Source organism: Acetivibrio cellulolyticus CD2 (genome assembly GCF_000179595.2).
In the GTDB taxonomy this organism is placed as follows: Bacteria; Bacillota; Clostridia; order Acetivibrionales; family Acetivibrionaceae; genus Acetivibrio; species Acetivibrio cellulolyticus.
In genome coordinates this window covers 566,271-583,497 of record NZ_JH556658.1, presented here as the reverse complement: position 1 = coordinate 583,497, position 17,227 = coordinate 566,271, and the positions used below count along the sequence as shown (strand labels likewise).

14 protein-coding genes are annotated in these 17,227 nt (G+C 34.5%); 2 read left to right on the top strand and 12 right to left on the bottom strand.

The annotated features are described in order from the left end of the window. Positions 1-70 precede the first annotated feature (70 nt). The 8 genes from ACECE_RS0218470 to ACECE_RS30730 all read right to left on the bottom strand — a co-directional run bounded on the left by ACECE_RS0218470 (position 71) and on the right by ACECE_RS30730 (position 6,554). A complete protein-coding gene (locus tag ACECE_RS0218470) occupies positions 71-1,372 on the bottom strand; it encodes a C45 family autoproteolytic acyltransferase/hydolase (protein WP_010249922.1) in 1,302 nt (433 codons plus the stop codon). Between the two features lie 38 nt (positions 1,373-1,410). Beyond that, positions 1,411-3,357, bottom strand: coding sequence for a cyclic peptide export ABC transporter (locus ACECE_RS0218465; protein ID WP_010249920.1), 1,947 nt, complete (start codon positions 3,355-3,357; stop codon positions 1,411-1,413). Between the two features lie 646 nt (positions 3,358-4,003). Next, positions 4,004-4,549, bottom strand: coding sequence for a hypothetical protein (locus tag ACECE_RS29590; RefSeq protein ID WP_051033576.1), 546 nt, complete (start codon positions 4,547-4,549; stop codon positions 4,004-4,006). After that, positions 4,528-4,890 carry a MerR family transcriptional regulator gene (locus ACECE_RS29585; protein ID WP_162862584.1) on the bottom strand — a complete coding sequence of 121 codons (363 nt, stop codon included), beginning with the start codon at positions 4,888-4,890 and terminating at the stop codon, positions 4,528-4,530. The genes ACECE_RS29590 and ACECE_RS29585 overlap by 22 nt, the downstream gene beginning before the upstream one ends. Positions 4,891-4,952: 62 nt before the next feature. Continuing rightward, complete coding sequence (locus tag ACECE_RS0218455) at positions 4,953-5,693, bottom strand: trypsin-like peptidase domain-containing protein (protein ID WP_010249918.1); 741 nt, start codon at positions 5,691-5,693, stop codon at positions 4,953-4,955. 1 nt (position 5,694) lies between these two features. Beyond that, complete coding sequence (locus ACECE_RS0218450) at positions 5,695-5,904, bottom strand: hypothetical protein (protein WP_010249916.1); 210 nt, start codon at positions 5,902-5,904, stop codon at positions 5,695-5,697. A gap of 13 nt (positions 5,905-5,917) precedes the next feature. After that, complete coding sequence (locus ACECE_RS0218445; protein ID WP_010249914.1) at positions 5,918-6,403, bottom strand: DinB family protein; 486 nt, start codon at positions 6,401-6,403, stop codon at positions 5,918-5,920. A gap of 13 nt (positions 6,404-6,416) precedes the next feature. Further along, on the bottom strand, positions 6,417-6,554 hold the full coding sequence (locus ACECE_RS30730) for a glycosyltransferase (RefSeq protein WP_010249912.1): 138 nt from the start codon (positions 6,552-6,554) through the stop codon (positions 6,417-6,419). A 245-nt stretch (positions 6,555-6,799) separates the two neighbouring features. Between ACECE_RS30730 and ACECE_RS0218435 the strand changes: the two genes are divergently transcribed. Beyond that, complete coding sequence (locus ACECE_RS0218435) at positions 6,800-10,522, top strand: HD domain-containing phosphohydrolase (RefSeq protein ID WP_010249910.1); 3,723 nt, start codon at positions 6,800-6,802, stop codon at positions 10,520-10,522. Between the two features lie 8 nt (positions 10,523-10,530). Here ACECE_RS0218435 and ACECE_RS0218430 read toward each other — a convergent pair whose 3' ends face one another. The 3 genes from ACECE_RS0218430 to ACECE_RS0218420 form a co-directional block, all read right to left on the bottom strand. Further along, positions 10,531-12,396 carry a M28 family metallopeptidase gene (locus ACECE_RS0218430; protein ID WP_010249908.1) on the bottom strand — a complete coding sequence of 622 codons (1,866 nt, stop codon included), beginning with the start codon at positions 12,394-12,396 and terminating at the stop codon, positions 10,531-10,533. A 118-nt stretch (positions 12,397-12,514) separates the two neighbouring features. Beyond that, a complete protein-coding gene (lysA, locus tag ACECE_RS0218425; protein WP_010249906.1) occupies positions 12,515-13,828 on the bottom strand; it encodes a diaminopimelate decarboxylase in 1,314 nt (437 codons plus the stop codon). 174 nt (positions 13,829-14,002) lie between these two features. Beyond that, entirely contained in the window at positions 14,003-14,758 is a 756-nt protein-coding gene (locus ACECE_RS0218420; RefSeq protein WP_010249904.1) for an RDD family protein, read from the bottom strand. 160 nt (positions 14,759-14,918) lie between these two features. Between ACECE_RS0218420 and ACECE_RS0218415 the strand changes: the two genes are divergently transcribed. Further along, positions 14,919-15,893 carry a stage II sporulation protein M gene (locus ACECE_RS0218415; protein ID WP_010249902.1) on the top strand — a complete coding sequence of 325 codons (975 nt, stop codon included), beginning with the start codon at positions 14,919-14,921 and terminating at the stop codon, positions 15,891-15,893. Positions 15,894-15,913: 20 nt separating this feature from the next. Here ACECE_RS0218415 and ACECE_RS0218410 read toward each other — a convergent pair whose 3' ends face one another. Continuing rightward, on the bottom strand, positions 15,914-17,224 hold the full coding sequence (locus tag ACECE_RS0218410; protein ID WP_010249900.1) for a DUF58 domain-containing protein: 1,311 nt from the start codon (positions 17,222-17,224) through the stop codon (positions 15,914-15,916). Positions 17,225-17,227: the final 3 nt, after the last annotated feature.

The window sequence follows — 17,227 nt, the reverse complement described above, 5'->3', positions numbered from 1 at the left end:
TATTATAATAAATCTAACAGAATTTCAAACATTTCACAGTCCAATATATAATGAAACAAATAAATACTTTCTACTTAAACACCTCTATTTTCTTGAAAACCGGGTCATCAGGAGTCTTTCTTGTATCTCTCGGGTGAAAGAAAACTTCCAGGGTAAGGCTGTCCGGCTGGAAAACTATCATTTGGACAGTCATTTGGTTATATATGTCTCCGCTGTCTACAAAAGTTCCAGGGGAACCATTATCATATGATATAACCCTCTTTATATCATCCACATCTGCTGTCGTTCCTGATGCCAGCAGTTCTTTCTTAATATTTTTCCATCTCTTAGTATTGTTCTTATCCGCTGTATGATTATCATAATTGCCGCGAAGCAGAAAAGAGTTTACAGCTGCAACAGCGTCTGTAATTCCCCATGTTATACCTTTATTCAATTCTGAATCCGCACTTCTTAATGCACGTTTAACTCTTTTGCCCGTAGCTCCCGTCCCGCTAATATTGTTCTCTAATATTTTGCTTTCGTTCGGATCGGCAAGTGCTATCAGATGGTTGACAGCATAAAGTTTTGAGGGATCTGTCATATATTTAGCGACATCATCCAGAGTTTTTTCATTTTCCAGCGCATACCGAATGTCCAAAGGATATGAGCGTTTTCCCAATGAAACATAAGGGGCTCCTGTTGAGGAGTCAAGAACAGCCGCATAAACCTTTCTATCACTAAATCCTGTTAGAATTCCCATAAAACCCATATACCCTATTGAACAAATACTTCTATCTTCATACTTATAGGTCGTAATTGCCTGTATTCTAGGAAGTTGGTTAAATTCCCCGGCATACCAGTCCAAATTTCTTCCAGTAATATTCTTTTTAGTTGCCGACCGTTCTCCAAATACTGATACAAAGCTGCACTGCGAACCTCTTGCAACATCCGGAAGAATGTTGTATAAATACACTTCCTCATCAGATAACTTTTTATCCTTGTAACCGTTTTCAGCCCCTCCTGAAAAAACCTCTCCCATGCCATCCAGTTCCTCCAGATAGTCAGGGTTGATCTGCGGTTTGATGTCTTCAATCCTGAAGAAGCTTTCGTTATACTGGTACTTAGGAAGATTTTCTGCAATATACAGATCAATCAAAGCTTCATAATCTGGTATCATAGCCAGAATACCACGTGCAAGTGCTGCCCCAATCTGATGGTGTGTCAAACCACTTGTATAATCGAGAACCACTTCAAAGTATTCCCCCTGATCCTTTATGCTTACACCTTTCTCGGTATAACTTGCTTCACCTGCTACTGTAGCAATTTTCTCAGCACAGCCCACCTGTAATAAAAGTAATATTATTAAACAAATTGCAAGTAATCCTTTTCTCATACTCCTATCCCCTTCTAATGATCTATTGCGTCTTGATGTCAACTTACAATCTTGCCCATTTCCATCTTAATATGCTTGTCCGCTTCACCAAAGTAACGGTCATCGTGAGTTATTGCTATTATTGTTTTTCCTTTTGCTTTAAGTTCAGGCAGAATCTCCTGATAGAAAAACCGCTTAAATTCAGGGTCCTGATCCGCTGCCCACTCATCAAACAAGAAAGCCTCACGGTCTTCCAAATAGCTTACAAGAAGCGCCATCCTTTTCCTTTGACCGGTAGACAACTTAACAGTGCTGAAAACTCCATCATTCACCTGAACTTTATTATCTATCTTGAGAACCTTCAAATACTTTTCAATTTCCTTCTGCTTTTCGTTGTGAGGAATACCGTATAGCTTTTCAAAGAGATAAAAATCACTGTAAACCGTTGTAAAATAGCTTCCTAAAGTTTCACAATCAACCTTCCGGCCATTGACAGTTATTTCTCCGCTGTCAGGTCTGTAAAGACCTGTAAGCATTTTTGCCAGTGTAGATTTACCGCTTCCATTACCACCTGAAATAAAGACAATTTCTCCTGATTTAAAGTCATAATTAATAGGACCTACAGTAAATTGCTCTCCATCTTCGTTCTTATAGCTGAAGGTAACGTCTCTAAAGCTGATAGTGAGATTTTCCTTTTTGGATTTGACCTGTTCCAATGTATCTACTTTAGCTACACTGTCTTCTTCCATTGAAATTGCTTCATTGTATTCCTTAATTCTCTTCCAACTAACCAAAACACGCATTAATCCCGAAATCAAGCTTACTTCAGAGTTTACCATTCCGCCTAAATACAAACACACAGTCACATAATTTCTGAACGTATTTTCCTGGATATTGTAAAAAAGCATTGGAAAAATAAATACAATGAGCCCTATGACACCTATGTACAATGTCTCGCCAAATACTGCTGCATTTATAAGGCTGAACTCACCCTTTATCCTTGTATCCCGGTTCAAAGCGCATGTATCACACACATCTTCACAAAACTCTTCACGCTTCTTCTTGTTTATAAATAGCTCCCTGAAACCATAGACCAAACCGTAAATGTTCTTAAAAAATACATTTTGTGCATCCCTGTTTATTTCAAACATTTTTTCAGCATTACTGCTTGCCCTCAAGAAAACCAAAACCGCCAAAACCAGTATCATAATTGTAAAAAGCGTACCATACAAGGTCATAGTGCATAGATAGATAAAGCAGGTTATCATGGTTATGATTCCTGTCAAACCATTAACCAATATTGTTACAAAACCGCTAATCACCTCAGTATCGTTGTTAAGAGCTGCCATTGTGTTTTCTTGCTTTATTTGCTCATATCTATCATAATTGACTTTTATAATCTTATTAATGATAAAGATACGTTTCTCATATACGAAATAACTTGTAAGAACAACTAGGCGTTTTCTTGCAACGATTGAAGCTATCGCAAATAGAACAATCCCCAGTATAAAGAAAAGATAAAGTCGGCTTTCAAAAGCTGCTCTCCGGCTTTCACCGTTAAAAGTACGGTTTAAGGCTTCATTGATTATAAAAATAATCATAGAATTGCCTATACCGCTTATAATGCTAAAAACAATAATCATAAAATAGGGCTTATCATCACGCTTTTCCCAAAAATGAGTTTGAATGAAATAAATCCCGAAAATCGGTACAACAATAGCAAGGCAAAATATTGCCTGAATAAAATACGCAGGCCCCCACTCTTCTAACATTGGCCATGAAAAGCCTTGTGCCAAAACTGTGGGCGCATTGTAAAGGCAGTACTCGAAACCGCCTATAACAGCAAATGCTCCAAGTATTGTAGCAACTCCTTTAATCCCATTTCCTTTAAACACTCTTTCTTTTCTGAATGTTTCAACAAAAGAAAGTCCGATGTAAAAAAGGGTTACCAAGGCAAGTCCAACACAAGCTATGATAATTGTTATAGATAAACCACTGTTTAGCAAAGAATACGCACTCCCCTTATAATAATGATTAATAGTATGTTTTAGATGTTAAAATAAATTATTAAATTGTCATTTTGCTAGATATTTTCAACCTAATTACAAACCATAAAAAACGTTTTGGGAAATATAGATAGAATAATATACGTTAACGAACTACTCTAGAATATAGAAGTCAACAAACCATCATATAAAAATATTTACTCCCCAATAAAAATTAACACATTCCATAAATTTGCTAAGACTTAAAAAAGCTATTTTTTTAGTCACAGCAATCTCTACATTATGTATAATTATTACTCAATCAACATAATTCTGTTTTATTATGCAGTTGTTACCATGGATATTTTAATAAATTTTATCATATTTTGTCAAGTACCTGTATAAATTTTACTAAAATTTAATAATATTTACTAAAATTTAATAACTTTAATTTTGAAGTAAATTTTATAGATTACGGAATCTTATTCTACGATATGAGTAAATCAAAAGAAAGGTGAATTTAGCACCGAATAATTTAGTGAACCAATAAACATTATTTTGCATAATTAGAGAACAAACTTTTTTTGTTTATCATTTTCAAAAAGCAATCAGAAATCCAGTACTACAAAATCTATAAAATAAATTTGATATTTATTTAGCACAGTCTTCAATCTTTGCTCTTTTCCCATTTAGCTATATCCGGATATTGAGACATTAAAGTCTCATTTGCAGCCTCTAACATTTCATGATATTGCTCGTATTTAGGACTGAGTTTTTTCATGTTCTCTATAAAAATATCATAATAGCCACTCGTTCTATTAAAATCTTTTAATAGTAATTGCAACTCAAAAGCAGGAGAATTCTTGTATTCATCAGAATTTTTATAAGCAACATACTTTTCTAAAAACTCTTTATTGTCTGCTAAAAATTTATCCATGTCTTGTATTGCATGTACCATATTTATTGAGACATCTTTCATTGCTTCTTTAGTGATATGCGTAGTATTTTCATTCAAAAAGCTCTTAAGTTCAGGAGACATTGAAAAATTATTAATACTGTCCAAAAACTCAACTATATTACTGTAAGCTTTATTTTGTTCCTCTGTTACAATAGGTTCATTAAGAAATTGTTCAAAATGCACGCTTAAGAACCGACCATAATAACCAGGAAATACATCTAACAATTTTTCCATTATTGTTTGTTTTTCAGACAAAAGTTTAATTTCTTTACCAATATCATTCCAAGAACTTCCTTCTCCAAGTTTTTAATTAATTCTATTTTAGATTTTCCTATATCCAGTTTTATTTCTTTTTCATTAGCTATTTTACACAATATCTCGGAAGGATTTTCACTGTTTAAAACACTTCGTATGCTTTCCGTTCCTAAATCCAGTTTTCTCAGCATAGATATTTTCTTCAGCTTCTCAACATCAGATTGACTGAAATCACGATAGCCGTTTATACAAATTCTTGGTGAGATTAATCCTTGTTCCACATAATATTCAATTGCCTTTTTTGTAAGTACACAGGCTTTACATACATCATTAATTAACATATTCATCATCACCTCAAATTTATAATAAACCAGTACCCAAGGTTATAGTCAATGGTGATTAGTTATTTCAAAGCATCCATAATCATCTCTTTGAAGCTAGTGCATGGATTGGCACATCCTGTAACCGTTTTACCATCCTCATAACCGCCAATATTTATACCTACTACCTCGCCTTTTGAATTGAGAATTGGTGCACCGCTTGTAGCCGTTATCATAATACCTTCATCTTCATATTCAAACGTAAGCATTTTCTTAGAGGCACTTCTTACAGTTGCTTTATGAAGCTTTTTGTCCTCTGGTGCAGTCATTACTGAAGCAGCAAGCCATATAGTTTCACCTTTTTTTGGCAATTTACTGGATATCTTTAATTTAGGAACTTTCATATCATCTCCATAGTAAAAAGCAGCAATGTCTTTATCAACTCCTGAAGATACCTCTGCATCAGGTATACTTAATACTTCAACACATTCTCCACACGCTTCACCTGTAAAAGCATCGGAAAAAGTTACTTTTTGAATGTTATCTGCCAGTTCTGAAGAAGGGATCTCTTCCTCCAATCCTCCATCCGGCCCAAATAAATGCAATGCTGTTAAAACCATGGAAGCATTTTTCTCCGGAATTTCAACTGCAAAAGCTGTACCTGCTTCAAAATCAGTACCATGCAGATAAAAATCAGGTCTCAATATTGTGTTGTCAAGCAATACAGGTTCAACTGCCATCTCCTGAGTATTTCCAGTACAACCGCTAAAAATCAGCAGCGATGAAACTGAAATAACGATTAATAATTTCTTCTTTAAAGACATTTTATAACCCCTCTCTATAAAACACACTTGTTTCCTCTCCATATTCATCTATAACATCTTCACTAAAAATCCAACCTCTTTTTCTATAATATTCTGAAGCTGTCTCCGTCCTTAAAAACACTCTTTCATACCCAATATTTTTGCATCTATATTCTTCAACATATTCCTGTCTCAATGCTAAATTTTCAATCTTAATTAAATCAATCTCCAAAGTTCACTACTCCTTATATCTCTCTTTTAAAGTTTTCAACCTCAGACAATCTTTCACGGAAATGGACCATATGCCCTTTTATATGTTCAACATAATGTATTGCTAATTTTTCTAGAGTTATAAATGATGTATTCTCATCCCAGTCTACATTCCATCGATTATTTAAACTTTTGGGTTCAATATTCCCAATGATGTTTACCATTAGTTTATTAAAATAGTAAAACAATGAAACAAGATCTGAGAACTTCATTTCGTTATAACTTTGAACTTGTAGCCATTCTTCATTTTTGTAATCTGGGAACTCAATTTCATCAGATAATTTTAGCCTGATAAATCGTTGATGATTATTTGAAGCCGAATCAATCAAATGCCCTATAATTTCTTTCAGTGTCCACTTATCTTCTGAAATTTTTGTCTCTGCTAATAAATCATTTAGATTCAAATACTCCTCTTTAAATAGCTCTACTATGCTTTCCAAATCAGCAGCAGTATCTTTCATCGATTAATCCCTCCTAATATTTGTTAATACTCTGGTTTTCTTTAGACCCACAAAAAACCACACCATGGCCTTGGGATTTCAACTTTCTTCCAAGTGATAAAAATGGGTTGATGTCACCTTGCGACCCTTGAGAAACAATAATTATCTTCATTTATGCCGCCCCCTGGATAAAATTTTATAACCACTATTATATACCATTTGTCTTATACTTCCAATCTATTTTACTTATTATATATCTACAAAACTAAATAGACATTAAGGATTTTGTTATATATTGCCGAAAAATATCATATGTGATAAAATATATAATATCACTTCATATATAGCTCTTAATCGGTTTCCGCAATAAATATTTTATGGAGGTTAATCTTGTGATTTTTCACAGGAAAAGTACCTATGGCAAATATATTTAAAGAAGGAAAAAATGTACCAACAATAGGGTTTGTTGTAAGTGATCTTAGATCCTATTATGCAGAACACTTAGGCACTGCTTTAAAAAATTTAACTCAAAAGTACCATATAAACATCCTTATATTTCCTTGCCGTTTTACTGGTATCGAATGGGACCATCAATACCAGTACAATACTCTTATTGACTTGATAAACAAAAAAAATCTCGATGGAATTATTCTTGCTTCAGCTTCATTTATGGGTGGCAAAATAAACAAGAAAGAAATCTTTGAATATATTCGCTATTCCTATGGCATTCCAGTAGTAAGCATTGGGGTAGAACTTGATAATATTCCAAGTCTTATTGTCAACAACTCATCTGGCATAAAAGAAGCAATCCGGCATCTAGTAAACCAACACAATATCAGAAAAATTGGATTTTTAAGAGGATCCATAGGAAATGATGAAGCAGATGAAAGGTTTAATGCCTATATCGAAGAACTAAAGGATCAGAATATTCCTTTTAATCCTGATATTATCTTTAATGGCAACTTCCTTCAGACCGAAGCGACAGAAGTAGGCAAGAATATAATCTCCAGCGGAATATTCAGGGAAATTGAAGCAATAATTTCAGCAAATGATGAAATGGCTTTAGGCCTTATTCCTGCATTATATCGTGGTAATTTACGCATTCCAAAAGATATGAAAATAATTGGATTTGATGATATCGAAAGTTCAAGATCTTACCTTCCTCCCCTAACAACTATAAGACAGCCGCTTTATGAAATTGCAGAAGAATCTGTAAACATTATTTTATCCATGCTTTCTAATAAACCTGTCAAGAAAAAATACATATTCGATACATCGCTAGTAATAAGGTCTTCTTGTGGATGCCTGATACCTAAAGAAACTTCTCAAAGATTTTTATCTAATGAAAAGAGCTCATTTGATAAAAACTCAAATAACCATAGTAATGAACAACCAATGAATAAAAAAGATATGTTTGATGCTTTATTTAAAGATAAAGAAATCGCTCAAAAGCTCCAGACCATTTTTTCTAATCTATCTCTAGAAAATCCAGAAAATATAGATATCGATGATTTTCTGCAGGAATTCTATTGTTTTCTTATAGAAAACTCAACTGTTCCTGACTTTTTCGAAAACATAAAAAAAGCATCCATCAAATTTTTTGAAAACTTTTATCATAAAGAAATCTTTGATTCAAACAATAATGGCCTAAATTATATTTATCAAAATGTTTTGCATCTGATAAATAACACAAACAACAATATACAAACCTCAATGCTGATAAATAATTTTATGAACCTAAGGTCAAATTCCGGAAAAGGTGTTCAGAACATTATTTATAAGCTAAATTTTGACGCTTTAATATACTCGCTGGTAGATCATTTACATCGTGAACTTGAGTTTAATAACTTTTACATAGGTTTATATGAAAAACCCATCAAACATTCACTGGAAGACAAGTGGGAAATTCCAGACAGCATAGAACTTATAATCGCAAGCAAGGATGGCGAGTCTAATGCTGAAAGAGTCGGAGTAAAATACTCTCTTAACGATCACCTTTTACCGGTAAAATTTTTTCCAAAGACCAAAAATTTTATTATGGTTGTAAAGCCGCTTTACTTTGAGGAAGAACACTTCGGTATCATGATAATCGACTATGTCACTGATTCCAGGGTACTTTACAATCTTTTGACTCATCAGATAAGCAGTGCAATAAAGTTTACACAACTAATAACAGAACACAAAGAAATAGAGAGTATGCTTATAGAGACAAACAACAAACTCAAAGAATTGGATCAGGCGAAAACCGATTTCTTTTCGAACGTTTCACATGAATTAAGAACCCCGCTTACAATAATTCTTGGTCAAGTTGAAGCTGTTTTATCAGGACAGTATTACAAAAATACACTTGAACCGAACTCAGATATATTTAAAACAATTCAATCTAATGCTTTAAGACTTTTAAAATTAATAAATACACTATTGGATTTTTCAAAAATACAAGCAGGCAAAATGACTTTAAACAGGCAACCTGTAAATATTAACAGGTTCCTTTCCTCATATATTTCAGCCGTAAAATCCTCTGCAAGTCAAAAAAATATAAATATGATTTTTGTTGACAATGCTGATGATACTTTTGGCTTTATTGACAAGGATTTATTTGAAGCAGTTATTGCCAACCTTATTTCCAACGCTCTAAAATTCACCGATTCAGAAGGATACATAATTATTGAGTTAAACAAACTTGATACCAGTTTTGAAATTGTAGTCAAAGATTCCGGGATAGGAATACCCAAAGATAAACTTGATACTATTTTTGACAGATTCAGCCAGATCGAAAATTCTAAAAGTTCCAAAGTAAGAGGAACAGGTATTGGCCTTGCATATACTAAAGAGATTGTGGAACTTCATGAAGGCAAAATTTCTGTGAGTAGTATTTTAGGAAAAGGTTCGGTCTTTGCCGTTTCACTCCCTGTCTGTGAATCAAAAAATGCCTCAAAATGTGATGATATTAAGTTTAAGCAAAACGATTTAATCACTGATTTGGGAATAGATTCAGATGACTCATCAAAAGAAGTAATCCTTGATGTAAATAAAAACACCGTTTTAGTTATAGATGACACTAAAGATATGCGAAATCTTTTTACAGTCTTACTTCAAAACGAATATAATCTTATTACCTGTAAAAACGGAGTAGAAGGAATTGATAAGTCTATAATATATAAACCTGACATAATAATTACAGATTTTATGATGCCTGAGATGGATGGATTGGAATTTATAAAACACGCAAAAACAAAGAAAGAATTAAGGGGCTTGCCAATAATTATTGTAACCGCCAAAACTATGGACGATGTAAAACTGACTGCCTTAAAAGAAGGTGCTATTGATTTTATTTTCAAACCATTCAGTCAGGATGAACTTAAAGCAAAAATCAAGAGCAACATTGAAATGAAAAAGTTGAGAGACAGTATTGAAGATCAGAGAAATGCTCTAAATGATGAAAAGAACCTTTTGCAAGAAGTAGTAAATGCCCAGACTAAAGAGATAATATCCGAAAAAAATATAGCTTTAAATCTCAAAAAGCTTGCGGAACAGCAACTTGAAGGTTTTCTATTTTCATTGGCAACAGCTATCGAATCAAAAGACCATTATACCGGCGAACACGTAGAAAGGGTCAGTAATTATTCAAGAGACCTTGCCCTTGCAATTAATCTGCCCGAAAAAGAAGTCAGAGAAATTTTCTTAGGCTCCATCGTTCATGATGTTGGAAAGATCGGTATTAAAGACAATATTTTAAATAAACCTTCGAAACTTACAGAAGAGGAATTTGAGGAAATTAAAAAGCACCCTGAAATTGGTAAAAAAGTATTGTCAAAACTGGTAAATATGGAAGAAGCAATTAATATAGTTTATTGTCATCATGAGAAATGGAACGGAAAAGGATATCCTTCCGGATTAAAGGGATTGGATATACCAATCTCCTCAAGAATAGTAACAATAGCGGATTATTGGGATGCAATAATTACAGACAGGCCATACAGAAAGGCTATTCCTATAAAAGAAGCCTTAAAAATCATGAGGAGTGAATCAGCCCAAACTTTTGATCCTGATATTCTTAATATATTTTTAGATCCTGACAACAAACTGTTTCTAAGATATATATCGAATGAAATGATACAACAGTATTATGATGAATAATTATCTTTTTAGGCTTTATACTTGAACTTTTTGGGCATTAAAGGTGTACTGATTACATACACAAATGTAAACGCCACCAAAAGACTATATGCAAACAACAATATCGAAGCTTTCATTGACAAGAAGTCAAATATGTATGATTCAAGGCATGTAAGCAGTAAAATCGTCTGAAATATAAACCAGGCAACTAAAACAACTCCCCACGCTATTCTTGTCATTGTATTCTTATACCCCACCCTTCCCATTACAAGAAGCGGAGTTCCAACAAGTATCATTGCAACAAAAACGTTAAAATATATCGTAACTGCTAAAAACAAAAGAGAATACAGACAATTTAGCAATATCCTTTGGTATTTTGTTATTTCATGATAATTATCCCTTTTTCCTCTCAATGCTATAAATCTTATGGCAATAATAACTACAAGGCCTAAAAAGCTTCCCCCCACCCAAAGAAGTATTAAAATAAGTATGTTGATATCAGCAGCAAAGTCATAATTCAATATCTGCCATAGAAATCCTGAAAATGCCGAAAGTGCAGTAATAGAAATAATCCAGGGAAGTTCACTTTTCAAAAATGCCAGAAAAGCACGTCGATTTCTCAAGGCGCCTATTGAAGAAATAAACCAGAGCATAATGCAGGCAAGTATCATCACTGCCATAAATCCTGCAATAACTCTGAAGTCAAGGTACTTGCTTCCAGTTATCAAATACATGTTATTTTCAAGCTCAAATGAAAAATCATTCAGCTCAACACTTTTTACAAACTGTTCTGACAGTTTCCCAATAAATTCAAGAGTGTCTTCACTTACATTTGATATTATATCATTCCCCGTATGAAATATATTTTCCGGGTCTACCCTCTTATTAGAATTTGCTGCTATAAAACCAACCGCCGGGATATTTCTATCTACAAAAGGCCCTGTATCGGTATTAACATCGCCTCCAACTCTCTGAGATACCATTTTATTCATCAGCGTGTTAAAAATCCCCAAATTCGAGCTGTCAAATCCGCCCTCAACATCTAAATAATACGCTTCCATCCCTTTGCTTTTTGTCAGTTTGTTGGCCAAAGCAGTAGTCCAAAGCGGAGAAGCACCCCTCGCACTTGCAAATTGATACAATCCTGCCGTATCCGCGCCCTTATAGCCTACACAGTCAAGAATCATTGCAAGTTTTACATTTTTTAGTGAATGTTTTTGTGCAAACGCTTCTGACCCTTTTAGCCCAATTTCTTCACCGTCAAAAGATATAAACATATAAGTGTAATAATGTTCTTCTTTCGTTAATACTCTTGCAAGCTCAAGCATTGAAACAGTTCCCGATGCGTTGTCCTGAGCTCCCTCAATTGTACCATATGTGTCCCTGTGAGCTCCCAAAATAATTATTTCATCGCTTTTACCTTTGCTTACCCCAATAACATTTAACCCTCTAACTTTTTTATACATTCCGTTCATTGTCAAACTGTTTATATTAAAGGTATCAGCTGTTATTTCAACCGCTGCCTCGTCATCCGTTTCATTTGTTCCGGCCTTTTCTCCGTCATCGGTTTCCTTTGGCTCAACTACATTCATCACTTTTTCTGGTGTCATGCATGTAAACTCTTCAGTATTGGTCTCAAGTCCAAGCTCCTTAAACTCCTGCGATATCCAATTGGCAGAGCTTTCTGCATTTTGACTTCCAACCGTTCTTTTAGGAAAATTAACAGTAATATACTTAAGGTCCTCATATGCCCTGGCAGATGAGAATTCCAGCGTACCATCATAGGTTTTTAGTTGGGGAAAATCTTTTAACCACATACTATTGAAAAAAAATGGAACAGATATCACAACAAATGCATAGACTGTAAAATAAGCAAGGAATTTTTTTATATTCATTTTTTCCCCCAAAAATGTTTTATTTTATAATACATCAATTATATCAGATGTATGACAAAAAAGAGCACTTAAATTTTCTAAAATTTAGGTGCCCTTTCCCTTCTTTTTTTATCGATTCTTAAAGATCTTCGGGGATTATATCATTTCTAATTATATCGTCAAAGTCTTCTCTTTTTACAATAACTCTCGATTTACCGTTCTTCACAAGTACTATTGGGGGCTTCGGAATACGGTTATAGTTGCTGGACATTGAATAGTTGTATGCTCCCGTTGCAAGTACTGCCAATATATCTCCTGCTTGTATTTCAGGCATCTTAATATCCTTCGCAAGGAGATCTCCTGATTCACAGCACTTTCCTGCAATAGTAACGTCCTGTACCTTTGGAGCATCCGCTCTGTTTGCAATCAAAGCATCATACCTTGACTGGTAAAGTGCATATCTTGGATTATCCGTCATACCGCCATCAACAGAAACGTAAGTTCTTACATCCTTTATATCTTTTACTGCTCCAACCTTATATAATGTTATACCTGCAGAAGCAACTATGGATCTTCCAGGCTCCATAACAATGAACGGAAGTTTTATACCTTTTTCCTCACATACACTTCTTACAACTTTTGAAACCGATTCAATGTAGTGGTCATACTCTATTGGATCATCATTCATTGTATACTTTATTCCAAAACCGCCGCCAAGATTCAACTCTTCAATTTCTAATCCAATCTCATTTTTTATTTTTGCAATAAACTCAAGCATAACTTTCGCAGCAAGTTTGAAAGGTTCGAGATCAAATATCTGAGATCCAATATGGCAGTGAACTCCTGCAACCTTTACATTTTTCATTTTCGCTGCTTCACCTATAATTTCAATTGCTTCACCATTCTCCAATGCCACACCGAATTTTGAATCAATTTGACCTGTTTGCACAAAGTCATGTGTATGGGCATCAATTCCGGGCTTGATTCTAAATGAAATATTTACAACTTTGCCCTGCTTACTCGCTATATCATTTACTCTTTTAAGCTCTTCTCTGTTATCTACTACTATTCTTCTTATATTATTTGAAATAGCCAATTCAAGCTCTTCGCAAGTCTTATTATTTCCATGGAAATAAATTCTATCCATTGGAACACCTGCCTTCATTGCTGTATAAAGCTCTCCGCCAGACACAACATCAAGACCAAGTCCCTCCTGCTCTACTATTTTGCATACTGCCATTGTAGAGAGAGCCTTACTTGCATAAAGCACCATACCGTTGCCATCATAATACTTGTCCATGGCATTTTTATAGAGTCTGCAGTTCTCCCTGATAAGACTTTCATCCAAAACATACACAGGAGTTCCGTAATTATTTACAAGATCAACACAATCACAGCCACCTATTTCAAGATGATTTTTGCTGTTAATGCTCAAAGCTTTTGATACAAACATGATTTCACCTTCCATTTTAAAATATCTAACATTTCTTCTAGTAATCTAGAAGAAATATAGGAAACAAATTATTATCAAACATTCTAAGGATGCGGCTTTTATCAAACCTGATTAATCTTTATTATGGTAACATTTCTCTTTGCAAGAGTCAATATAAAATCCTGCAAAAAAGTACTAGTTGATGCCGGAATTCATTCTTATTATATCCTCAAAAAAATCGTAAGGATTGCTGTATGGCTTTACTAAATCAAACTTTCTCGAAAAGTACTTATTGAAATTGTATGCAAAAACATAACGTCTTTCCCCCACGCTATCCTTTCTTGCCAAGAATTCCTTCAAAACCTCATACTCAAAATGAGATACCGGAAATATATTAGTGTTTTCAGTATAATCATCACTGTCAAGTTTTTGATTTAATATATCATCAACTGTAACAAGTTTGTCTCCTTTTCTCACTTTAACTACTATGGTATTTGCTGCATAATCACCTATCCGTTTGTAATTCTTTGTGAGTATAACAAAAAATGCGTCCAGCAGATACAACAATGGAATGATATAGACTATTCTGAGAAAGTTTCTCAACCCACTGTCAAATACCCCTTCCGGATCCCCACTTTGCCTTATTACCCTAATATTTAAGAGTTTTTTACCAGGTGTCTGTCCATTCATAATAAGTTCCAAAAGTGAAAAATACAGCAAATGAAAGAGTATTAGAATAGTTATGGCAAAAATCAATGCCTGATAGCTCAGTTCAGCTACAAGTGCCGTATAATTAAATCCTGCAAAATACAAACATAATAAAGTAATTGCAAAAACAAACAACTGTATCAACAAATCAATAATAAAAGCTGCAAACCTTGAACCTATTCCAGCGAGCTCATATTCAACATAAACGTTTTCAGGAGTAAGGATATTTAATATTTTTTTCATATACTGCCCACCTTCAAAATTATTAGGAATAAAAATCCAAAGGGCGTTTAGCCACACTCAATTTTCCTTAGAATACAATTACAATTGTAACAAATAAATATTTCTGATAAAATAAGTTTAAAGAAATATTTTTAAAAATCTTTAATTTAAAGGTGCAAATATGAAGGAAGATAAATTCATCATTCAAAATTCGGAAATCTGGAAGAACCTTGAATTAACCCTGACAAAACTCAAATCAAAAAGTATATATAGCTTTAGTAAAGATGAATTGGACAGTTTCTTTAGTACATACAATCTGACCTGCGGGCACCTTTCCTATGCCAGGACCAACTACGGCAATACAAACACTACAAACTACCTGAACAAGCTTGTTGCTTCGGCTCATAGCTATATCTACACCACCAAGACCTTCAGCTTAAAGAAGATTTTCATGTTTTTGCTATCCGGCTTTCCCCGGTTGATTAAGAAGAACATGAAGCCTATTTTACTCGCTACCTCGCTGTTTGTTCTTGGAGTTGCCGTAAGCTTTATATTTACACTTATTTCAACTGACAATGCCGGGGCCTTTATCTCACAAGAGATGGCCGACAGCGTTCTTAACAGAGATGTAAATGAGTATAACAGCGCACGTAATGGCGCAATCTTATCGCCTTTCATCTTTACAAATAATATCAAGGTTGGGATTTTAGCTTTTGCCTTTGGAATAACTCTTGCAATCGGTACTGTATGGCTTGTATACACCAATGGATATATGCTTGGTGCTCTTGCGGCTTTATACTTTCATAAAGGTGGCAGCCTTTTGTTCTGGTCACTGATTCTCCCTCACGGTATTTTGGAGCTCTTCGCCATATTCATATGCGGAGGTGCAGGGCTAATTTTAGGTTACTCAATTATAAACCCTGGTAAATACTCCAGAAAGGACTCCTTTATTATCAAAGGTAAGGAAGCAATACAGCTAGTGCTTGGCACTATACCGATTTTCATTATCGCTGGTTTAATTGAAGGGAATTTTACTCCTTCCGCCCTTTTCTCTGAAATTGCAAAGTTAATCTTTGCCTTTATAACTCTGCTGCTTTTAAGTATCTATTTAATTGTTCCAAATATCAGGCATCCTCAAGTTGAAGCTAAAGAATAAGCCTTGAAAGAGAATCTACATCAAATCTGCATCATTGATTTCATATTCAGATACTTGTTAACAACCTCAATAGACAGTTTATCGGGAGGTACATCTACTACTGCGATGGAAGAATCATTGAATATCTTTTGAATTTTCTCTCTTTCTCTGATCATTTTCATCGATGCAACCTTGGTAAAAAAGCCCTTTGTATCATCAACATCACCTTCTGCGTAATCATAGAGTCTCATATCTTTTATTGTTACCACTAATGGCAAATGGTGTTTTGCAAGACTTTTTAAGGCTGTTGCCAACTGAAATGCCTCATCGGCATTAAAAAGCTCTGTAAAAATGCATAGCAGGCTCCTACGCTTATGATTCTGGTTAAGGTAGGTCAGCGCACCCATATAATCCGCTGAAACAAAGTTTTCTTCAACATTATACAGGTTTTCGGCAATCAGTTGAAATTGTCCTGTTCCCTTTCCCGGCTTAATAAATCTTTTTACAGTACTGTCAAACACCATAACACCGGCATTGTCACCTTTCTTTATCGCAACATCAGCTAAAAGGAATGCAGCGTTAATGGAATAATCCAGCTTTTTTATATAATTTATTTCAGAATTCATTACCCTGCTTGAATCCAGCATAATCATTACCTGCTGGTTTTTTTCGTGCTCATAGGTATTCACTATGAATTTATTGGAGCGGGCTGTTGCCATCCAATTTATTTTCCTATAGTCGTCACCTTCACTATATTCCCTAAGGCTCTCAAACTCTGTACCTGTTCCAAAGCTCTTATTCTTTTTAATACCGTGAATAAGCTGGCTTTTCTTAATGGCTGCGAGTCCATATTTACTGAGATCTTTGAGGTTTGGATAAACCTTGTAATTGTTCTCAAGGTCGAAACTTCCGTTCTTCATACACAACCCCATTATGCCGCTATATCTTATATGAATTTTACCAAAGGTAAACTCGCCCCTTTTTTCAGGTATTACATAATACTTTCCGCAAACCTCATAATGTGGGCTGACACGAACCGACACAACAGCATTTTTGGTTTTCATATATGCAGGCACTTCATCCAATGCTTCAATTTCGAGGGAATATCCGCTGTTATTTCTGATATTTATGCCTATTTCGTTCTCAACTCCCATTGAAAGCTTTTCATAGCATATCCGCTCAACTTCTAAAAGCTTTTTGCCTGGAGTGGCCCTGAAATCAATTATAAGAAGTGAAAACATTATAATGTTGTACGCTAAAAAAGCATAGAACTCAAGTCCTACAAATGACGCTATTATTACAGGAATTATACCTAATGTAAGAAGTCCTACAAACCGCATGCTAAATGGCATTAT

Excerpts from the sequence above, each read along its gene's own strand:
- ACECE_RS0218415 (WP_010249902.1), top strand. The coding sequence starts at position 14,919 with ATGAAGGAAGATAAATTCATCATTCAAAATTCGGAAATCTGGAAGAAC.
- ACECE_RS0218435 (WP_010249910.1), top strand. The coding sequence starts at position 6,800 with ATGGCAAATATATTTAAAGAAGGAAAAAATGTACCAACAATAGGGTTT.
- ACECE_RS0218470 (WP_010249922.1), bottom strand. The coding sequence starts at position 1,372 with ATGAGAAAAGGATTACTTGCAATTTGTTTAATAATATTACTTTTATTA.
- ACECE_RS0218420 (WP_010249904.1), bottom strand. The coding sequence starts at position 14,758 with ATGAAAAAAATATTAAATATCCTTACTCCTGAAAACGTTTATGTTGAA.
- ACECE_RS29585 (WP_162862584.1), bottom strand. The coding sequence starts at position 4,890 with ATGTTAATTAATGATGTATGTAAAGCCTGTGTACTTACAAAAAAGGCA.
- lysA (WP_010249906.1), bottom strand. The coding sequence starts at position 13,828 with ATGTTTGTATCAAAAGCTTTGAGCATTAACAGCAAAAATCATCTTGAA.
- ACECE_RS0218445 (WP_010249914.1), bottom strand. The coding sequence starts at position 6,403 with ATGAAAGATACTGCTGCTGATTTGGAAAGCATAGTAGAGCTATTTAAA.
- ACECE_RS30730 (WP_010249912.1), bottom strand. The coding sequence starts at position 6,554 with ATGAAGATAATTATTGTTTCTCAAGGGTCGCAAGGTGACATCAACCCA.
- ACECE_RS0218430 (WP_010249908.1), bottom strand. The coding sequence starts at position 12,396 with ATGAATATAAAAAAATTCCTTGCTTATTTTACAGTCTATGCATTTGTT.
- ACECE_RS0218410 (WP_010249900.1), bottom strand. The coding sequence starts at position 17,224 with ATGCCATTTAGCATGCGGTTTGTAGGACTTCTTACATTAGGTATAATT.
- ACECE_RS0218455 (WP_010249918.1), bottom strand. The coding sequence starts at position 5,693 with ATGTCTTTAAAGAAGAAATTATTAATCGTTATTTCAGTTTCATCGCTG.